18 protein-coding genes are annotated in these 19080 nt (G+C 67.8%); 11 read left to right on the forward strand and 7 right to left on the reverse strand.

Annotated features, from left to right (window positions below; translation table 11 throughout):
* Position 1 precedes the first annotated feature (1 nt).
* The 7 genes from ABTV10_RS03835 to ABTV10_RS03865 are packed head-to-tail and all read left to right on the forward strand — an operon-like array spanning position 2 to position 7399.
* Entirely contained in the window at positions 2 to 1021 is a 1020-nt protein-coding gene (locus ABTV10_RS03835) for an MCE family protein (protein WP_433609954.1), read from the forward strand.
* A complete protein-coding gene (locus ABTV10_RS03840; protein WP_499032679.1) occupies positions 1018 to 2076 on the forward strand; it encodes an MCE family protein in 1059 nt (352 codons plus the stop codon). Before ABTV10_RS03835 ends, ABTV10_RS03840 begins: the two co-directional genes overlap by 4 nt.
* Positions 2073 to 3461 carry an MCE family protein gene (locus tag ABTV10_RS03845; protein ID WP_499032681.1) on the forward strand — a complete coding sequence of 463 codons (1389 nt, stop codon included), beginning with the start codon at positions 2073 to 2075 and terminating at the stop codon, positions 3459 to 3461. Before ABTV10_RS03840 ends, ABTV10_RS03845 begins: the two co-directional genes overlap by 4 nt.
* On the forward strand, positions 3458 to 4690 hold the full coding sequence (locus ABTV10_RS03850; RefSeq protein ID WP_499032682.1) for an MCE family protein: 1233 nt from the start codon (positions 3458 to 3460) through the stop codon (positions 4688 to 4690). The genes ABTV10_RS03845 and ABTV10_RS03850 overlap by 4 nt, the downstream gene beginning before the upstream one ends.
* On the forward strand, positions 4687 to 6090 hold the full coding sequence (locus ABTV10_RS03855) for an MCE family protein (RefSeq protein WP_499032683.1): 1404 nt from the start codon (positions 4687 to 4689) through the stop codon (positions 6088 to 6090). Before ABTV10_RS03850 ends, ABTV10_RS03855 begins: the two co-directional genes overlap by 4 nt.
* Positions 6087 to 6896 (forward strand): Rv1363c family protein, encoded by an 810-nt coding sequence (locus ABTV10_RS03860; RefSeq protein WP_499032684.1) that lies wholly within the window; start codon positions 6087 to 6089, stop codon positions 6894 to 6896. Before ABTV10_RS03855 ends, ABTV10_RS03860 begins: the two co-directional genes overlap by 4 nt.
* Positions 6893 to 7399 carry a hypothetical protein gene (locus tag ABTV10_RS03865; RefSeq protein ID WP_499032687.1) on the forward strand — a complete coding sequence of 169 codons (507 nt, stop codon included), beginning with the start codon at positions 6893 to 6895 and terminating at the stop codon, positions 7397 to 7399. Before ABTV10_RS03860 ends, ABTV10_RS03865 begins: the two co-directional genes overlap by 4 nt.
* Before the next feature lie 70 nt (positions 7400 to 7469).
* Here the strand turns inward: ABTV10_RS03865 and ABTV10_RS03870 are convergent, their stop codons facing one another.
* Both ABTV10_RS03870 and ABTV10_RS03875 read right to left on the reverse strand, forming a co-directional pair.
* The gene (locus ABTV10_RS03870; protein ID WP_499032690.1) at positions 7470 to 8999 is read right to left on the reverse strand and encodes an alpha,alpha-trehalose-phosphate synthase (UDP-forming); all 1530 of its coding nucleotides are present in this window, start codon (positions 8997 to 8999) and stop codon (positions 7470 to 7472) included.
* Positions 9000 to 9030: 31 nt separating this feature from the next.
* The gene (locus ABTV10_RS03875; protein ID WP_433609968.1) at positions 9031 to 9204 is read right to left on the reverse strand and encodes a hypothetical protein; all 174 of its coding nucleotides are present in this window, start codon (positions 9202 to 9204) and stop codon (positions 9031 to 9033) included.
* A 134-nt stretch (positions 9205 to 9338) separates the two neighbouring features.
* Here ABTV10_RS03875 and ABTV10_RS03880 point away from each other — a divergent pair, with 134 nt between their 5' ends.
* Together ABTV10_RS03880 and ABTV10_RS03885 are read left to right on the forward strand one after the other, a co-directional pair.
* Positions 9339 to 11036 (forward strand): ABC transporter ATP-binding protein, encoded by a 1698-nt coding sequence (locus ABTV10_RS03880; RefSeq protein WP_499032691.1) that lies wholly within the window; start codon positions 9339 to 9341, stop codon positions 11034 to 11036.
* Positions 11033 to 12814 carry an ABC transporter ATP-binding protein gene (locus ABTV10_RS03885; RefSeq protein WP_499032693.1) on the forward strand — a complete coding sequence of 594 codons (1782 nt, stop codon included), beginning with the start codon at positions 11033 to 11035 and terminating at the stop codon, positions 12812 to 12814. The genes ABTV10_RS03880 and ABTV10_RS03885 overlap by 4 nt, the downstream gene beginning before the upstream one ends.
* 14 nt (positions 12815 to 12828) lie before the next feature.
* On the opposite strand, the gene ABTV10_RS03890 is transcribed toward ABTV10_RS03885, so the two are convergent.
* The 3 genes from ABTV10_RS03890 to ABTV10_RS03900 form a co-directional block, all read right to left on the reverse strand.
* Positions 12829 to 13347 carry a hypothetical protein gene (locus tag ABTV10_RS03890; RefSeq protein WP_499032695.1) on the reverse strand — a complete coding sequence of 173 codons (519 nt, stop codon included), beginning with the start codon at positions 13345 to 13347 and terminating at the stop codon, positions 12829 to 12831.
* 30 nt (positions 13348 to 13377) lie between these two features.
* A complete protein-coding gene (locus tag ABTV10_RS03895; protein WP_499032696.1) occupies positions 13378 to 14229 on the reverse strand; it encodes a tyrosine-protein phosphatase in 852 nt (283 codons plus the stop codon).
* 286 nt (positions 14230 to 14515) lie between these two features.
* The gene (locus ABTV10_RS03900; protein ID WP_499032698.1) at positions 14516 to 15169 is read right to left on the reverse strand and encodes a hypothetical protein; all 654 of its coding nucleotides are present in this window, start codon (positions 15167 to 15169) and stop codon (positions 14516 to 14518) included.
* A gap of 24 nt (positions 15170 to 15193) precedes the next feature.
* Between ABTV10_RS03900 and ABTV10_RS03905 the strand changes: the two genes are divergently transcribed.
* The gene (locus ABTV10_RS03905) at positions 15194 to 16363 is read left to right on the forward strand and encodes an IS30 family transposase (RefSeq protein WP_499028866.1); all 1170 of its coding nucleotides are present in this window, start codon (positions 15194 to 15196) and stop codon (positions 16361 to 16363) included.
* Here the strand turns inward: ABTV10_RS03905 and ABTV10_RS03910 are convergent.
* Positions 16281 to 16934, reverse strand: coding sequence for a hypothetical protein (locus ABTV10_RS03910; protein ID WP_499032699.1), 654 nt, complete (start codon positions 16932 to 16934; stop codon positions 16281 to 16283). The genes ABTV10_RS03905 and ABTV10_RS03910 overlap by 83 nt on opposite strands.
* 113 nt (positions 16935 to 17047) lie before the next feature.
* Positions 17048 to 17986 carry a methionyl-tRNA formyltransferase gene (locus ABTV10_RS03915; protein ID WP_499032700.1) on the reverse strand — a complete coding sequence of 313 codons (939 nt, stop codon included), beginning with the start codon at positions 17984 to 17986 and terminating at the stop codon, positions 17048 to 17050.
* A 112-nt stretch (positions 17987 to 18098) separates the two neighbouring features.
* On the opposite strand from ABTV10_RS03915, the gene ABTV10_RS03920 reads away from it, so the two are divergent.
* A complete protein-coding gene (locus ABTV10_RS03920; protein ID WP_499032703.1) occupies positions 18099 to 18899 on the forward strand; it encodes an alpha/beta fold hydrolase in 801 nt (266 codons plus the stop codon).
* Positions 18900 to 19080: the final 181 nt, after the last annotated feature.

The raw sequence follows: 19080 nt of genomic DNA on the forward strand, positions 1-19080 counted from the left end.
CATGAGAGCCACAACAGTCAAGCTCCTGATCTTCACCACCGTGATGGCGTTGATCTTCGCCGGCCTGGCAATCGTGTTCAGCCAGTTCCGATTCAGCAGCACGGAGGGCTACCACGCGACGTTCGCCGACGCGTCCGGGCTCAAGTCCGGAGACAAGGTGCGCATCGCAGGCGTGCCGGTGGGATCGGTGAAGTCCGTCGGTGTCGACGATGACAACCATGCCGAGATCAAGTTCTCGGTCGACTCGCAGTACACGCTCCTCGAGAGCACCAAGGCGACGGTGCGGTACGAGAACCTCGTCGGCGACCGGTATCTCGAACTGCTCGAGGGACAAGGGTCCGTGGAGCCGCTCGGTTCGGGTGGCTCGATTCCTCTCGAGCAGACTGCGCCGGCCCTCGATCTGGATCTCCTGCTCGGCGGTTTCAAACCACTGCTGCGTGGGCTGGATCCGAAGCAGGTCAACGACCTGTCGGCCGCGCTGCTGCAGGTGTTCCAGGGACAGGGCGGAACACTGGTGTCGTTGCTCGGCAGCACCAGTTCCTTCACCAACACGCTCGCGGACCGTGATCAGCTGATCGGCGAGGTGATCACGAACCTGAACACGGTGCTCGGCACGATCGACGACAAGGGCGATCAGTTCTCCACCACGATCGATCAGCTGCAACAGCTCGTCAGTGGGCTCGCGCAGGACCGTGGCGCGATCGGCGAGGCGATTCCCCAGATCGCCGGCGCCACCGGCTCGCTCGCGAGCCTGCTGCAGGGGACTCGCCCGGACATCCAGGCAATGATCGAGCAGACGAACCGGGTTGCGAATCAGGTGGTCCTCGGCCAGGACGACATCGACACGTCCCTCTCCCGCCTGCCGACGGACTACAAGAAGCTCATCCGCGTCGGTTCGTACGGTGACTTCTTCCAGTTCTTCCTGTGCTCGAACATCTTCAAGTTCTCCGGCCCGGACGGTTCGACGATCATCCTTCCCGGCGCGGAGCAGACCACGGGAAGGTGTGCAAAAGTCGAATGAGCCCACATCGCGAACGAAACTTGGTGCGGATCGGCATCATCGGCGTGGCGGTTTCCGGCGCGGTGGTGCTGGCGACGCTGCAGTACGACCAACTCCAGTTCCTGTCCGGCGGTGCCCGCTACTCGGCGGCCTTCGAGGATGCCGGCGGCCTGGTCGTCGGTGACGACGTGACCGTTGCTGGTGTCGACGTCGGACAGGTCGACAAGGTCGAACTGGACGGGCAGCAGGTGCTCGTGACCTTCACGGTCGCAGACGGCATCGTGCTCGGCGACGCCACCGGCGCCGACATCAAGACAAACACGGTGCTCGGTAAGAAGTCGCTCGCGGTGACCCCGGAGGGATCCGGGACGCTGCGCGTCGGCGACACGATTCCGATCGAGCGCACGAACTCGCCGTACTCGCTCACCGACGCGCTGGGTGATCTCGGCACGTCGATCTCCGAGCTGGATACCGGGCTGGTCGACAAGTCTCTCGATGCGGTTTCCGATGCGCTGGAGGACACCCCGCCGGAGCTGCGTGCGGCTCTCGACGGTGTCACCCGCTTGTCGCGGAGCATCAACGAGCGGGACGAGAGCCTGCTCGAACTGCTGAACCGCGCGGAGGGCGTGACCAAGGTCCTGTCGGACCGCAGTGATCAGATCAACGCCCTGATCGTGGACAGCAACGACCTGTTCGCCGAGCTGGAACGGCGCCGCGACGCGATCAACGAGCTGATCGTCAACACGTCGGCCGTGTCGCGGCAGTTGTCCGGCCTGGTTCAGGAGAACGAGGCCCAGATGGGGCCGACCCTCGACAACCTGAATCAGGCTGTCGCGGTGCTGCAGCGCAACAAGCAGAACATCGCGGACGCCCTTGATGGTCTCGGTCCGTACATCGGTGCGCTCGGTGAAACCGTCGCAAGTGGCCCCTACTTCAAGGCGTACGTCGCCAACATCCTGCCGAGTACGTGGTGGAAGACAGCGTTCGATGCCGGATTCGCGCCGGAGCAGTTGCCGCAGGATATGCAGGATCTCGTTCCTGAAACCAAGCCTTACACGAGGGGACCGGGAGAATGATCTACGACTCGACGGGCCCTTCGGAATCGACAGCGGCCGAGGACGACGACGTGAACGCGTCGTCGGGGTCCACGGCTCCGTCGGAGGCGATCGAGGTCGCCGAGACCGGGCGGCCCGAGTGGCGCAAGTGGTTGGTGCCCGGTCTCGTGATCGCGCTCGTGGCAGCGGTGGGGATCGGTGCCGCAATGTTCCTGCTGCCGGGCCTCGGGAAGAACACCGTGTACGCGCACTTCGTCTCCACGACGGGCTTGTACGAGGGTGACGACGTCCGGGTACTCGGTGTCAAGGTCGGAACGGTCGAGAAGATCGAGCCCGGCGAGACCGATGCCAAGGTGACCATGCACGTCGACAACGACGTGCGCATCCCGGCCGATGCGAAGGCCGTAATCGTCGCGCCGAACCTCGTCTCGTCGCGCTTCGTCCAGCTGACCCCCGTGTACAGCGGTGGTGACGAAATGTCCGACGACGCAACCATTCCGGTCGATCGCACTGCCGTTCCGGTGGAGTGGGACGAGATCAAGACCGAGCTGACGAAGCTCTCGACGGCACTCGGGCCGGAAGGGCTCGACGACCAGGGCTCGTTGGCTCGATTCATCGACACCGCAGGCGCGAACCTCGAGGGGAACGGGGACGCGCTGCGGCGGACGCTGCGTGAACTGTCGGACACGATGCACACGCTGTCGGAGGGGCGCACCGACCTCTTCTCGACCATCCGTAACCTGCAGGCGTTCGTGTCGGCGCTGTCGTCGAGTAACGAGCAGATCGTCCAGTTCGGTGGTCGGCTCGCATCCGTGTCGGATCTCCTCGCGAGCAGTTCCGACGAGTTGGGGACCGCGCTCAGCGATCTCAACCTCGCCGTGGGCGACGTGCAACGATTCGTCGCGGACAACCGTGACGGGCTCTCGGAGTCGGTGCAGCGCCTCGCCGATGCGACCCAGGTGCTGGCGGACAAGCGTCCGGAGATCGAGCGTGTCCTGCACGCGGGCCCGACGTCGCTCGCGAACTTCTACCAGATCTACAAGCCCAAGCAGGGAAGCCTGACCGGCGCGATCGCACTGAGTAACTTCCGGAATCCGGTGAACTGGATCTGCGGTTCCATCGAGGCCGCGGCGACGCCGACGGCCGAACGCAGCGCAGATCTGTGCAAGCAGCAGCTGGGGCCCGTCCTCGAATCGATGACGATGAATTACCCGCCGATCATGACGAACCCGGCTATCGGGGAGTTCGCGCAGCCCGGCGATATCGAGTTCACGGAACCGGGACTCGAGCAGGCGGCGGCCGGCGGTGCGCCCGTTTCCGCCGTCAAGAGTCCGCTCGATGCGGCGCCCACCGCGACGGTGCCGAAGGATCTGACCGGGCTGATGCAGCCGGGAGGTGGACGATGACCACGTTCTCAACCGCACGCAGGGTCGTTCTCACTGCGGGACTGCTCTCTGCGACCCTCGTGCTCTCCGGCTGCGAATGGACGGGTCTGAACTCTGTGCCGTTGCCCGGTACGCAAGGGCGCGGTGACGATGCCTACGAGATCGAGATCCAGATGCCGAACGTGACGACTCTGACCGAGAATTCACCGGTCCTCGTGGACGACGTGACGGTCGGCAGCGTCTCTAAGATCGAGGTCCAGGGCTGGCACGCACTGGTCACCGCCTCGCTCAACGGCGATGTCGACCTGCCGGAGAACTCGACCGCCAAGATCGGGCAGACCAGCCTGCTCGGTTCAGCGCACCTTCAGTTGGCACCGCCCGTCGGGGAGGCGCCGAAGGGCAAGCTCGCCGACGGCGACGTGATACCGCTCGAGCGCGCGGGCGTGTACCCGACGACCGAACAGACCCTGTCGTCGCTGTCGGTGGTGCTCAACGGTGGTGGGCTGGCGCAGCTGCAGGACATCACGTCGGAACTGAACAAGGCGCTGGACGGTCGTGAGGACTCGGTGCGGGACCTGTTGCCGCAGCTGGACACCCTCGTGGGCAGCCTCGACCGGCAGCGTGACGAGATCGTGTCGGCGATGGAGGGAATCAACCGTCTGGCGGGTACCGCCGCGAAGCAGACGGAGACGATTTCGAAGGCGTTGGACGCCATTCCGCCTGCGCTCGAGGTGCTGGTCGATCAGCGGCAGGACATCACCAACGCGATGGTGTCGCTCGGCCAGCTGAGCGAGGTCGCGAACCGTCTGATCAAGGAGAGCGGCGAGGATTTCGAGACGAATGTACGCGCGCTCATCCCGACCCTGACGGCACTTGCGAACTCGGGCGAGAGTCTCACCCAGGTTCTCGGTGTGCTGCTGACCTTCCCGTTCCCGCAGGCCGGTCTGAACAATGTCATCCGTGGCGACTACGCGAACCTCGGCATGACGATCGACCTCACGGTGCCCCGCCTGGAACTGAACTTCCTGTCGGGCACGCCGATGGGAGCACGCCTCGGCAGCCCTGAAGGCATCCTGGCGAAGGATGCAGGGGTGGCCGGCCAGGCTCAGGATCCGCTGCGCGCACCGTTGCAGACACCGGCCGCGAAACCCGCCGAGAAGCCGAATCAGGCTGCGGGGGGCGGGATCCAGATTCCGGGCTTGCCCCCGATCAACATTCCAGGTCTACCGTTGGGGGAGCCGGCACCATGATGCTCTCGAAGTTCGTCAAGGTTCAGTTGGTGATCTTCTCGATCCTGACCGTGATCGGTCTGGTCGTGATGGCCACGCAGTACGTGCGGTTGCAGGACATGGTCGGCATCGGCCGGTACAAGGTGACCGTCGAGCTTCCGTCGACAGGCGGCCTGTACCGCAACGCGAACGTCACCTACCGCGGCACCACGGTGGGCAAGGTCGAGGAGGTCACACTCTCGGACACCGGTGTCGAGGCGGTGCTCAACGTCGACTCCGGCTTCGACATTCCGGCAGACGTCAACGCCGACGTCCGGAGCGTGTCGGCGGTCGGTGAGCAGTTCGTCGACCTGGTTCCGCCGGAGGACGCCGACACCAGCAATCAGCTCTCAGGCGGCGACGTCATCCCGGTGAGCCGCACCAGCGTGCCGCAGGATGTCGGCGCGATGCTCGACCAGGCCGACTTGTTGTTGGCGAGCATCTCGGACACGAGGCTCCGGACCGTGATCGACGAATCGTTCAAGGCGTTCAACGGTTCCGGACCCGACCTGCAGCGGCTGATCGACTCCGCTCGGCTGTTCGTCGAGGAGGCGAACAAGAACACCGACGCCACGAAGACGCTCATCGATCAGGCCGGCCCGCTGCTGGACACGCAGGTGGTGAGCAGCGATGCGATCCGATCGTGGACAAGGGATCTGGTGACATTCACGAACCAGCTCCGCGTCAGCGACCCGGATCTGCGGGCGGTGATCGAGAAGGGTCCGGGCGCCGCGGAGGAAGCGAATGCGCTTCTGCAGGACCTCCAGCCGACGTTGCCGCTCCTGCTGGCCAACCTTGTGAGCGTCGGCGAGGTGGGGGTTATCTACAACGCCGGCATCGAACAGATTCTGGTGCTGTACCCGCCGTTGACGGCTGCGCTGGCGACGGCCGCCGGATCGGGGCCGATGGAGGACGGCGCACTCGTGAACTTCCACATGGAGCTCAACGATCCGCCGCCGTGCACCACGGGCTTCCTGCCGCCGGACCAGTGGCGATCGCCGGCCGACGAGTCTCTGGTCGATACGCCCGGGGACCTGTTCTGCAAGGTCGACCAGTCCGACCCGAACGCGATCCGCGGTGCGCGCAACCTGCCGTGTATGGAGTACCCCGGCCGGCGTGGACCGACCCCGGATGCGTGTCGTGACGGCTACGTCCCGGTGGGCACCAACCCGTGGCAGGGCCCGCCGCAGCCGGTCGCTTCCGCGGCCGACAAGCCGGTGCCGGGTCCCGTCACGACAGGTGCCACGACCGCGGCACGTCGGTACGATCCGGTGACGGGCACGTACATCGGCCCCGACGGAAGGACTTACTCGCAGCCGAATCTCGGTGGCAACGCGGGTCAGTCGTTGGAGGATCTTATGAAGGGCCAGCAAGGGCGATGACGATCGACAAGGCTGCCGAACGCGAGGACGGCGGGCGGCAGGCCCGCCGACGCGCCTCGCGTCCGGCGGGTCCCTCCGGGGCCGAGCCGACCACTTCGGAAGTGACCGCACCGACGACCACGACTCCGGCGCAGACGGTGCCGGAATCCGCAAGGACGTCGGCGAAGACGGCACCTCCTGCGCCGGTGCAGGAAGCCGAGGTCCGCGCGGCCGACGCGCCGTCCAGCGAGGCGGGAGCGCCCACCGCGGCGGAGAAGAAGGCGGCGTCGGCGGTCGAGGCCAGTTCGTCGGACAGTTCGCTCACCGACGAACCGCCGGCGAAGCGTTCGACGGCGCAGTTGCTTCTGGGCGTGCTGGCGGGTGTCGTGATCGTCGCGCTCGTCGCAACGATCACCGTTCTGCTGATCGACCGTAAGCAGGCTTCCGACCTGGCGGCCGAACGGGCGAAGTACGTGGACATCGCCCGCGCCACGGCGATCAACATCAGTACGCTGCGGTCGGACTCGGCCAAGGAGGACCTCGACAAGCTGTTCGAGGGCACCACCGGCCCACTGCGGGCGGACCTCGAGGCTCGGCTGGACGACTTCGCGGGTGTGGTCTCCAAGCTCAACGTGAGCACGACCGGTGAGGTCGTCGAGGCTGGACTCGAAAGCGAGGACGGCAACTGCAAGACGTCGCTCGTCGCGGTGAAGGCCAACCAGAAGAACGCCGACGAGGCGCCGGTGGACAAGTCGTTCCGCCTCCGGGTCGTGATCTGCGACGAGGGCGGCAAGCTGCTCGCATCGAATGTGGAGTTCGTGCCGTGAAAAGTAATGTGACGCAACTGCAGAAGATCCTGACGATCGTCGTCGCGGTCACCATCGTGGCACTGGCAGGTGTGGCCGGCTGGCTGTACTGGGGCCCGGGTGGGATGCGTGAGACCGATGCGACGGAGCAGGCGCGCAGCGAGGTTCTCGACGTCGTCGACAGCAAGGTCGTCGCGATGCTCGCCTACAACCACGACACCGCCCAGGACCAGTTGCACGCGGCCGCAGACGGACTCACCGACGGCTACAAGACCGAGTATCTCAAGCTGGTGGACGAGACCATCGCCCCCGGGGCGAAGGAGAAGGCCATCGATGTCCAGGTGACGTCGTCGGCCAAGTCGGTGGTCGAGGCGAGCCCGGACCGCGTGGTAACCCTGCTCTACCTCAACCAGATCACCACGAGTTCCGAGTCGCCCGAGGCCGTCAGCAGCGGCAGTCGCGTCCGGGTCGAGATGGTCAAGGACGGCGACGACTGGCTGATCAACTGGCTGACGCCGATCTGATCGAGATCGACACCGAGAACCGAAATGGGCTCCCGCGCAACGCGGGAGCCCATTGTCGTTCGTACTGCGGCTACTCGGCGAACTCGCCCTCGGGCGGCAGCAGTGCGGATCCGGCGACGCCCTGCTGGTCGAGGGCGTCGAGGAAGGAGCGGGCCCAGCGGTCGACGTCGTGGGCGAGGACCTGGCGGCGCAGGGCGCGCATGTGGCGTCGGCCGTCCTCGCGGTTCTGCTGGAGGGCAGCCTCCATCTTGTCCTTGACGTCGTCGAGGTCGTGCGGGTTGCACAGGAAGGCCTGGCGGAGTTCGGCTGCGGCACCGGTGAATTCGCTCAGCAGCAGCGCGCCGCCGAGGTCGCTGCGACAGGCCACGTACTCCTTGGCGACGAGGTTCATCCCGTCGCGCAGCGGCGTCACCAGCATGACGTCCGCGGCGACGAAGAACGCGATCAGGTCGTCGCGGCCGATGGGGCGGTGGATGTAGTGCACGACCGGCCGGCCGACCTCGGCGTACTCGCCGTTGATGCGGCTGACTGTCTGCTCGATCGCGCCACGCATCTGTACGTAGCTCTCGACGCGCTCGCGGCTCGGGGTGGCGAGCTGGACCATGACGGTGTCGGCCGGGTCGACCCGGCCCTCCTCGAGGAGTTCGTACAACGCGTCGAGTCGGACGTCGATGCCCTTGGTGTAGTCGAGGCGGTCGACGCCGAGCATGATGTGCTTGGGATTGCCGAGTTCCTTGCGGATCTGCTTGGCGCGGTCCCGAATCGACTTGCGGCGCGAGATCTCGTCGAGCTGGCCGGAGTCGATCGAGATGGGGAAGGCGCCGACTCGCACGGTTCGGAATCCGACCTGGACGATGCCGAGCTTGGAGCGGACACCGACGGTGCCACGGGAGGTCTGCTGTCCGGCGAGCCGCCGGGCGAGATACATGAAATTCTGTGCGCCGCCGGGCAGATGGAAGCCGATGAGGTCGGCCCCGAGGAGGCCCTCGACGATTTCGCGCCGCCACGGCATCTGCATGAACAGCTCGACCGGCGGGAATGGGATGTGCAGGAAGAAGCCGATTGTGAGATCGGGGCGCAGCATCCGCAGCATCTTGGGGACCAGCTGCAGCTGGTAGTCCTGAATCCACACGGTCGCGCCCTCGGCCGCGGCCTTGGAGGTGGCCTCGGCGAACCGGCGGTTCACCTCGACGTAGGCATTCCACCACTCGCGCCGGTACTCCGGCTTGACGATGACGTCGTGGTACAGCGGCCACAGGGTGGCGTTGGAGAAGCCCTCGTAGTAGTCCGCGACTTCCTGGGAACTCAGCGGCACCGGGTAGAGGTCGAGGCCGTCCTCGACGATCGGGTCGAGATCGACGTCCGCGACACCGGGCCAACCCACCCACGCGCCCTTGTTGCTGCGCAGGATCGGCTCGAGGGCGGTGACGAGCCCGCCGGGGCTACGCTTCCAGCGGGTCGTGCCGTCGGGCAGCTTCTCGAGATCGACGGGTAATCGGTTCGCGACGACAACGAAGTTGGACCCGGGGAGTTCGGCGCCCTCGGAATCCGCGCCCACCTCGCCCTCGGAACTCGTCGATGATCCCGAGCGCGCAGCCACGGATCTCCTTACCTTTCCCTGTTGTTCTTCGTCAGTCGAGCTTGGTGTTCGGGCCGATGCCGAGCATCGAGAGCAGCATCCGGCATTCGTCGGCGTCGGCGGCGTACGCAGCGACGACGCGCTGGGCCTGCCGGGCAGTCTCGTCGGCTACGGGCTCGAGGTCCTCGTCCGCGATGTCGTTCTCGGTGGTCGTCTTCGCGGCCATCTTGTTCCTTCCGGCTTGCTCTACTACGGCGCAGGTAGTTCTTACTGCGACTCTATGAGAACCGCCCCGGTAAGCGCCACTCACCATCCGGTTAGGGTCTACTTACCTAACTGGATTCGAGGGCTGGAGGATCGATGACCGGTGGTATCGCGGTTCTGCGGCGGACACTTGCACGCAACCGTGCGCGTCTGCTCGCGGGCACCGTCCTGGTGAGCGTGCACCAGGTCGCGGAAACCGCCGTGCCCATCGCGATCGGTGTCATCGTCGACCGGGCGATCGAGACCGGCGACGTCACGGCACTCGTGGTGTGGCTGGCGGCGCTGGCGGTCCTGTTCGTCGTGCTGACGTCGTCGTGGCGCATCGGCGCGCGGTTCATCGTGGCCGCGGTCCAACAGGAGGCGCACCGTCTGCGCGTCGAGGTCGCCGGCCGGATCCTCGATCCGCGCGGCGTTCGGACCGAGCTGCGCGCGGGTGAACTGCTGACGGTCTCGACGTCGGACGCCGACAAGGAGGCGTGGATCCTCGACGTGGTGCCGCGAGTCGCGGCCGCGCTGACCGCGATGATCGCGTCGGCGATCGCGCTGTTGTGGATCGACGTCCCGCTCGGCCTCGCCGTGCTGATCGGCACGCCCGTGATGCTCGGACTGCTGCAGCTCGCGGCACCGCTGATCACCCGGCGCGCGACCGCGCAGCAGGAGACGTCGGCGCGCGCGGCCGGGATGGCGACAGATCTGGTGAGCGGACTGCGGCCGCTGCGCGGCATCGGGGCCGAGGAGACCGCGGCGCAGCGGTACCGCGCCGTCAGCCGCGAGGCGCTCGCCGCGACGATGCGGGCCGCGAAGGCCACGGGGGCGTTCGTCGGGGTGTCGATGACGGTGAGTGCGTTGCTCGCGGTCTCGGTTGCCGGGTTCGCGGGCTGGTTCGCGCTCGACGGGCGGATCTCGGTGGGCGAGCTCATCACCGTCGTGGGTCTGTCGCAGTTCATCGTGGAACCACTGGGCATGCTCGCGCGCGTGCCGAGCCTGTACGCGAACGCGCGGGCGTCGGCGGATCGGCTCGCCCTCGTGCTGGACGCCGAGCCGCTGCTGCCGGCCGGGACCGCGGTGCCGTCGGGCGCGAGCGACGTGGAGCTGCGGTCGGTCGCCTACCGGTCCCTCGCCGACGTCACCCTCAGTGTCGCGCCCGGCGAGCTGCTCGGGGTCGTCGCGTACCGGCCGGAGGACGCCGAGGCGCTGGCCGAGGTGCTGTCCGGGCAGGTGCCGCCCGACCGGTACAAGGGAGAGGTCCGGATCGGCGGCGTCGAGTCGGCCGACCTCGGGCTTACTCACGCGCGCCGCACGGTGCTCGTGGAACCGCACCACACCGACCTGTTCGCCGGGACCGTCCACTCCAACGTGACCGCCGGTGCGCCGGACGCCGACCACGGTGCGGTGCAGTCGGTCCTGACCGCGTCGGCCGCCGCGGACGTCGTCGACGCGCATCCCGCGGGTCTCGACCACGAGGTCACCGACCGCGGGGCCAGCCTGTCCGGTGGGCAGCGGCAGCGGGTCGCGCTGGCCCGTGCGCTGGCCGCGCAGGCGCCCGTGATGGTGCTGCACGATCCCACCACGGCCGTCGACGCCGTCACCGAACACGCCATCGCCGAGGGCATCGCGTCCGCGCGGCACGGTGACGATCGCACGCACGCGACGGTGCTCATCACCAGCAGCCCAGCCCTGTTGGCGGTAACGGACCGCGTCGTCGTCCTGGGCGACGGCCGGGTCGTCGCCGAGGGCACCCACGCCGACCTGTCCGCCACCGACGTGAACTACCGGAAGGCGGTGCTGCGATGAGCGCACGCCGCGAACACCTGCTGCCGATCGCGTCGGCGTCGGAGAGTTGGCGTTGGCTCGGCCGAGAGCTGGGCCAGCGCAAGGGACTGACCGCGGCGACGCTCGCCGTCGGCCTGGTCGCGGCCGCCGCGGCGGTGGTCCCCGTGTACGTGTTCGGTTTGCTCGTCGACCGGGTGCGGGAGGGCGCCCCGGCGTCGACGATCGTCGGGGTCGTCGCGGTCATCACCGTGGCCGCGATCGTCGCCGGTGCGTTGACCGGTGTCGGGTCGTACCTCATCGCGCGGCTCGGCGAGGGCACGCTCGCCGGGCTGCGCGAGCGGGTGGTGGCACGGGCACTGCGGCTGCCGATCTCGACGATCGAACGGGTCGGCAAGGGCGACTTGCTCTCCCGTGTCGGCGACGACGTCTCGGTGATCGGCAAGGCCGTCGCCGACGTCGTGCCGAGCGTGATCTCCGCGCTGCTGCTGGTGCTGCTGAGCATGGCCGCGATGGTCGGTATCGATTGGCGCCTGGGTCTGGCGGGGATGGTGGCGCTGCCGATGTACGCGCTGGCGCTGAAGTGGTACCTGCCGCGGTCGGGGCCGCTGTACGCGCAGGAGCGCGTCGCGATGGGGCGCCGTTCGCAGGCCCTCATCAGCAGCATGCAGGGTGTCCGGACGGTCCGTGCGTACGGGCTCGAGGACCGGCACCTCGCCGATATCGACCGGGCGTCGGCCGACGCGCGCAATCTCGCGGTCGGGGTGTTCGGGCTGTTCACCCGGTTCGCCGGACGCGGCAATCGGGCGGAATTCGTCGGTCTGGCGGTCATTCTCGCGGTCGGCTTCGCGCTCGTGGACGCCGACGCGGTCACCGTCGGCCAGACCACCGCGGCCGCGCTGCTGTTCCACCGCCTGTTCAATCCGATCGGCGCGCTGCTGTACACGTTCGACGAGGTGCAGTCCGCCGGCGCGAGTCTCGCCCGGTTGGTCGGTGTGCTCGGCATCCCCGAGACCGCTGAGCCCGAGGCGCGCGCGGTGCCGGCCGACGGGTCGCTCGAGCTCGAGAACCTGCGGCACAGCTACGACGGCGGTCACGAGGTGCTGCACGGCATCAGTCTGCGCATTGCACCCGGCGAGCGGGTGGCGCTGGTCGGCTCGACCGGCGCCGGCAAGTCGACGCTGGCGGCGCTCGCGGCGGGGTCGCTGCCGCCGACGTCGGGGACGGTGCGCATCGGCGGTGTGCCGCTGGACGAGTTGGGCGCCGAGTCGCTGCGCCGGAACGTCGCGATCGTCAGCCAGGAGGTCCACGTGTTCGCCGGACCGCTCATCGAGGACCTGCGGCTGGCGCGCCCCGACGCGACGGTCGACGACGTCACCGCAGCCCTGGACACGGTGGGCGCGCTGACGTGGGTGCGGGCCCTCGAACACGGCCTCGACACCGTCGTCGGGGAGGGCGGTCACGCGCTCACCGCCGCGCAGGCGCAGGAACTGGCGCTGGCCCGCCTGGTGCTGGCCGATCCGGCGGTGGCGGTCTTCGACGAGGCGACGGCGGAGGCCGGCAGCGCCGGGGCCCGCGAACTCGAGCGCGCCGCCGACGCCGCGACCCGTGGCCGGACGACGCTCGTCGTCGCGCACCGGCTCACGCAGGCCGCGGCCGCCGACCGCGTCGTCGTGCTCGAGCACGGACGGATCGTCGAACAGGGCACGCCCCTCCAGCTGGTCGCTGCGGGGGGACGCTACGCCCAGCTGTGGGCGGCGTGGGAAGGGTCGGGCGAGCGGATCGATTCCCTGCGAATCTGACTCGCCCGGACGTCCTAGCGGTCGTCGGCCGAACTCAGGTGGTCCACGAGGTCGTCGAGCGACGCGAACTCGACGACCTCGACGTCCTTCTCGTCCACGACGACACCCTCGACGTCGAGATCCTCGTCGAGTTGGGCCCGGATCCAACTGTCGGGGAACTGTTTCGGTGCGGCGAAGGAAAGCAGCACCGCGTCGTGGAAGACGGCCATTGACGTGAGGGCCAGATCGTCGCGCAGATCGGTCGCCTCGATCACGCTCTGATCGCCGACCGCCTCCTCGATCTCCTCGGCGACCGAATCGACGATCCGACCCCATCGTTCGTCACCGACCGTGAGCACCCGTTCGACAGCGGCAAGAAGCACGCCGGTATCCAGGTCGGACCGGTCGTCGAGTTCGGGGTCGACGTTGACGTTGACGTCGGTTCCGACGGCACCCATCCGAGCGGTCCCGAAGACGAATCCGTCATCGGCCCGTGGCGCCGTCAGCAGTCCCGTCCGAGCGATTTCTTCCCTGAGCCGGTCGATCGGGTCCATCGGGCGATGCCTTTCCGAAGAGGACGCGGGTCAGACGAGCAGGCGAGCCCGCAGGGTGTCGATGAGCTGCTGGTCGACTCCCAGACCCTTGCGCACGTAGTTGTCGACACCACCGTACAGCCGGTCGACCTGAGCGAAAGCGGCGTCGAGCCAGGACTTCTCGACGGCCTTGTCGCGCCCGAGGTACGTGTTGCTGGCGAGGAAGTCCTCGTACACCGTCTCCTTCGGGACTCCCAGCAGGGTCAGCAGGATCGCGGTTCCCCAGCCGGTGCGGTCCTTGCCGGCGCTGCAGTGGTACACGGTGGCGCCGTCGGTGTTGCCGGCGATCGCCGTGAGCAGGTCGCGGAAGGCGACGTCGGAGCCACGGTAGGTGACCATGAACGGGTAACCGATGGACTGGCCGATGTCGGACGACCCGTTCACCGCGGCGTCGATCAGCGCGCGGCCCAACGTGAGCGGCACGAACTCGTGGAACGCGATGCCGTGCTCGAACGAGACGACGTCGGCCACCTGGTAGCGGACCCCCTCGGGGATTCGGTCCGGATCCTCCTTGCGCTCCCACATGTTCCGCAGGTCCACGTCGAGGGTGACGTTCGCTGCCGTCAGCGCGGCCTGGTCGGCGTCGGTGAGCGAGCTGAGCTTGTTGGAGCGGAACACCAGCCCGGTGCGGACCTGCCGGCCGTCCGACGTCTCGTAGCCGCCGATGTCGCGGAAGTTCTTCGCGCCCTCGAGGCGAATCGCAGTGGTGGGGGTGGTTGTGGTGGCGGTGTCCGTCGCGGGCTCGGCACTCGCGAGCGGGGCGGCGACCACCGGGGCGACCAGGGCGAGCACGCCCACGATCAGCAGGAGCAGACGATTGAATGCGGTACGTGTCGATCCCATGGGTCCTCGCGAGTCGCGGCGGTCGCGGGCGGCCCGGCGCCGCCGCGGTTTCGCAGGCAGGCTAGCCGTTCGCGGTCGGCTGTGTCCGGCGAATCGCAAGGTCGCGACTATCGGTCCGCACGGATCAATCGGATTCCCGCTGCCGAGAGCACGGCGGCCGCGGTCGGACCGACGACGACGCCGAGCGCGGGAAAGACCAGCCACGGTGGGCCGAAATCGACCGGATAGATCCGTCAGGGCGCGCAGTCGAACGACGCCCCGGTCGTCACGCGTCGGGACACCGCCGTCAGGCATCCGGTATCCCGAACTCGGCGCGGATGGCGGCGAAGAGATCTCGGGCGTCGGCGCTGTAGGTCGCCGCCGAGTCGACGAGCGCCCCCATTGCGGCATCGAGCGCGTCGGGGTGCTGCGCGCTGAAGATCGCGTTGATCGCGAACGATGGCCGGTGGACGGGTCGGCCCCAGTCGAACGGGTTGTATGTGATGTCGTGCGTTCGGTGGACGATCGAAGCCTTGACGGTGACGCCGGCACCGTCTGGATAATCGTCCTCGGACAGGCGGGCGTGTGCGGCCAGCGGGTCGTGGAACGGTTCGGGCAGATCCTCTCCGGATGCGAGTGCGGCGAGCGCCCGTGCCACCCAGGGACGTTCGGTGAGCCCCGCATACGCGTACACGGTGCCGACACACCACCGCGCGAGCCGGCGTAGATCGGTCTCGCTCATGGCAGCGATCGACTCCGCGAGCGCGCGGTCCAGCCGGGTGATGTCCTTGCCGTGGAAGAAACGATCGAGTTCGGGTACCGGATCGCCGCCCCAGGCTTCACGCTCGGCGGCTTCCGCTTCGGCGCGCAGTTCGTCGACGTGGACTGTTCGTGATGGTTGGCCGGAGCCGCCGAAAACCGTGATCCACTGCGGGGCGAGTTCAATCGGTCGTTGCAACATCCCTGATCCTGGAGGGTGTTGCAGATGGTGTGGATCGGTCGGCCGCCGGCGCCGGCGCATGCTCGGCTGAAGTTCTGGCAGTGCCGTAGCGAGGGCGCGTCGACGGCAGCGGCCGCGGGTGCGGCATCGGTGGCGTATTCGACGGCGCAGCGGTGGCTGGTGGCGTCCGGTGGGGTTCGTCCCCGCCGGACGCCACCACCGTCGGGCCGGTACCTGTCCCTCGAGGATCGTGAGACGCTCTCCGAACTGCTGCAGGCCGGAAAGAAGCAACACGAGATCGCCGCGGCGTTGGGGCGGTCCCCGTCGACGATCAGCCGAGAGATCGCCCGGGGCACGAACAAGCGTGGCTACTACATCGCCTCCACAGCGCACCGGGCCGCCCAAGCGCGGGCGAAACGACCGAAACCAGCGAAGCTGAACTCGTGCGAGCGGCTGCGGACGTTCGTGCAGTCCCGGCTCGGGAAGAATCATTCTCCGGAGCAGATCTCACGCGCCTTGGTGCGTGAGTTCCCCGACGATCCGGAGATGCGTGTGTCCCACGAAACGATCTACCTCTCGCTCTATGTCCAGGCCCGCGGAGGACTCAAACGGGAACTGACACAGCATCTTCGGACCGGAAGGGTGTTGCGTCAGGGTAGCCGCAAGCCCGACGAGCGGCGGGGCCGGATCCCCGACATGATCAACATTTCCGAGCGTCCCGCCGAGGCCGGGGACCGGGCCGTGCCCGGCCACTGGGAGGGCGATCTGATCATGGGTGCCGGCAACCGGTCCGCGATCGGCACCCTGGTCGAACGTTCCACCCGGTTCGTGATGCTGCTGCACCTGCCCGACGGTCACTCCGCCGAACACGTCAACGTCGCGATGGCCGCCAAGATCCGGGAACTGCCCGCTGCACTGGCCCGCTCGATCACCTGGGACCAGGGCACCGAGATGACCCGGCACGCCCAGTTCACCGTCGACACCGGCGTCCAGGTCTACTTCTGCGACCCCCGCTCACCCTGGCAGCGCGGCTCGAACGAGAACACCAACGGACTGCTGCGCCAGTACTTCCCCAAGGGCACCGACCTGGCCGTTCACACCGCCGAGCGCCTGCAGTTCGTCGCCGACGAACTCAACGAACGGCCCCGCAAGACGCTCGACTGGCATACTCCAGCCGAGCGTCTCGACGAGGCCCTCGTTGCAACGACCGCATGAATCCGCCCGGCTCTTCTGGTTCGGAAGGCGCATCGTTCTTCTCGGAGATCGGTACGTTCTCGGGAACGCCGTAGCCCGGCATGTTCCACTGCACGGGTGGCCGCAGCGCGCTGCCGTCGGCGGGCCACAGGCGGAATCGCCATTCGTCTCCGGGCGTGGTGGTGCCGGGCCAGCCGTAGTTGACGAAACCCCGGCCGGAGACCTCGATCACGTACTCGCCCTCCGGGACCGGAATCGGGTCGGAGCCGGCACCGGTCGGCGAGTCGTAGTACAGCGAGGCATTCGGTCCGACCTGCAGCTGGGATTCGCTGACCTGCTGCCATTCGTCGCGGTCGTCGTCCGGTCGGGCGGTCCATACCTCGACCCGGACCGGCATCTCGAAGTTGTTCTGGTGCGGGCACAGGATGACGACTGTCTTCCCGTCGCTCGCTGCCGGATGGTTTGCCATCGCCAGCTCGACCAGGTCGAAGGCGTCCTCATCGTCCCCGACACCGCCGTGGATGTAGAACTGTCCGTAGTCCATCCAGAGTGTCAGCGACTGCGCGCTGACCATTCCCGCCCCTGTAGTCATGTTTTCGATCGTGGCACGGAATACCGACAAATCGGTGGTCCGTGCAGACGGCCTGGATGCCGTTCGGTTCGAACGGAATCCAGGCCGCAGGCGCCGCGGGGGCGGAGTGAGGCTCAGCGCCCCAGGTACCCGCCCCCGTGCGGGAAGAACTCCTTGCCCGACATCTCGGTGCCGTCGTCGAGTCGCACGCGCTCGATGACGAGACCCTTGTTCTGCCCGGTGCGGGCGTCGGGGCCGGCGACGATGACCATGCCGTCGCCCTCGTGGATGAAGACGCGGCCGGGGGTGCCGCCGTAGTTGCCCCGCGACACCGACGACTGCAGGACGCGGATCCGCTGTCGCTTGAACGTGGTGAACGCGTTGGGGTACGGGTCGGACTGGGCGCGCACGAGGCGCTCGATCGCGTCGGCCGGCCACGTCCAGTCGATGCGGCTGTCTTCGTCGGAGCGCTTGTGGAAGAACGTGGCCTGCGTGCGGTCCTGCGGTGTCCAGTCGGTGCGGCCGGACTCGATGAGTGCGAGCGCGTCGAGGGTGATGGGGCCGATCATGTCGACGGTGCGGTGGAACAGGTCGGTGACGGTGTCCTTCGGGCCGACCGGGGTGGCGCGCTGCAGGACGATGTCGCCGGCGTCGAGCTCCTCGTCCATCAGGTGCGCGGTGAGGCCCACCTCCGTCTCGCCGTTGATGAGCGCCCAGATCAGCGGCGAGAAGCCGGTGTACTTGGGCAGCAGCGAGTCGTGGATGTTGAGGGTGCCGTAGCGCGGGGCGTCGAACACGTCGCGCGGCAGCCACGTGCGCCAGTTGTTGGCGACGATGATGTCCGGCTCGGCGGCCTTCAGCGCGGCCTTGAAGTCCTCGTCGGGCTTGTTGGCGATGTGGACCGGCACGCCGTGCTCGGTGGCGAGGTCGGCCACGGAGTCGGCCCACATCTTCTCGTACGCGTGGTCGCTCTTGGGATGCGTGATGGCCAGCACCACCTCGTGATCCGAATCGAGGACGGCCTGCAGGGTACGGTGGCCCCAGGTTTGGTAGCCGAGCGTGGCGACTCTCAACGCGATCCTCCTGGACGGGTTGTGTCGGTACAGCCGTCACGCGCGACGACCACAGCGAATTAGGTTACCCAACCCTATTCGACGTAGTGAACGCAGCACGAGGAAGGCCGACATGCCCATCGCCACCATCAATGGGATTCCTCTGAACTACCAGGTCAAGGGCGAGGGTGACCTCGTCGTGCTGATCATGGGCACGGGAAGCCCCGGCCGCGTGTGGGACCTGCACCAGGTGCCGGCGCTGGTAGCCGCGGGCTACCGGGTGTGCACATTCGACAATCGCGGCATCGCGCCGTCGGGGGAGAGCGTCGACGGCATCACGATCGAGGACATGGTGGCCGACACTGCGGGGCTGATCGAGCTGCTCGGCGGCCCGGCGTACGTCGTGGGCACGTCGATGGGCGCCCGCGTCGCGCAGGAGTTGGCGCTTGCGCGCCCGGAACTCGTCCGCAAGGCGGTATTTCTCGCCGGTCACGCTCGCATGGACCAGTTTCAGCGCACCCTCAACGAGGGGGAGCGCGCGCTCGAGGAGTCCGGCATCGAGCTGCCCGTCAAGTACCGCGCCGCGGTCACCGCGGTGATGAACCTGTCGCCGGCCACGCTCGCCGACCAGCACGCGGCCCGCGACTGGCTCGACGTGTTCGAGTTCTCCACCGGTAAGGCGTCGCCCGGCGTGCGCGCCCAGCTGGCGATGGACCGCGACTTCGATCGGGTGCACGCGTACCGCGGCATCACCCGGCCGTGTCTGTCCGTCGGATTCGCCGACGACCGCATGATTCCGGCGTACCTGTCGAAGGAGGTTGCCGACGCGATCCCCGGCGCGGTGTACCAGGAGATCCCCGACACCGGCCACTACGGCTACCTCGAGCGTCCCGAGGCTGTGAACAAGGTGGTCCTGGACTTCCTGGCCGGCTGATCCCGCCCGATCCCTTGTCCCCGCGTTTCGCGCACTTATCGGTGTTTCGAGGCGTCGCTCCGCACCGATAAGTGCGCGAAACGCGGAACGGCGGTGGGCGGGTTCTGCCGGAGGGGTGGGTTAGCCTATCCTAAAGTCCGACTCATTCTGCGTCCGTCTCGCACGGCCGCCACGACGGACG

The organism is Paraburkholderia sp. RHO2 (assembly GCF_050955445.1).
Lineage (GTDB): Bacteria > Actinomycetota > Actinomycetes > Mycobacteriales > Mycobacteriaceae > Prescottella > Prescottella agglutinans_A.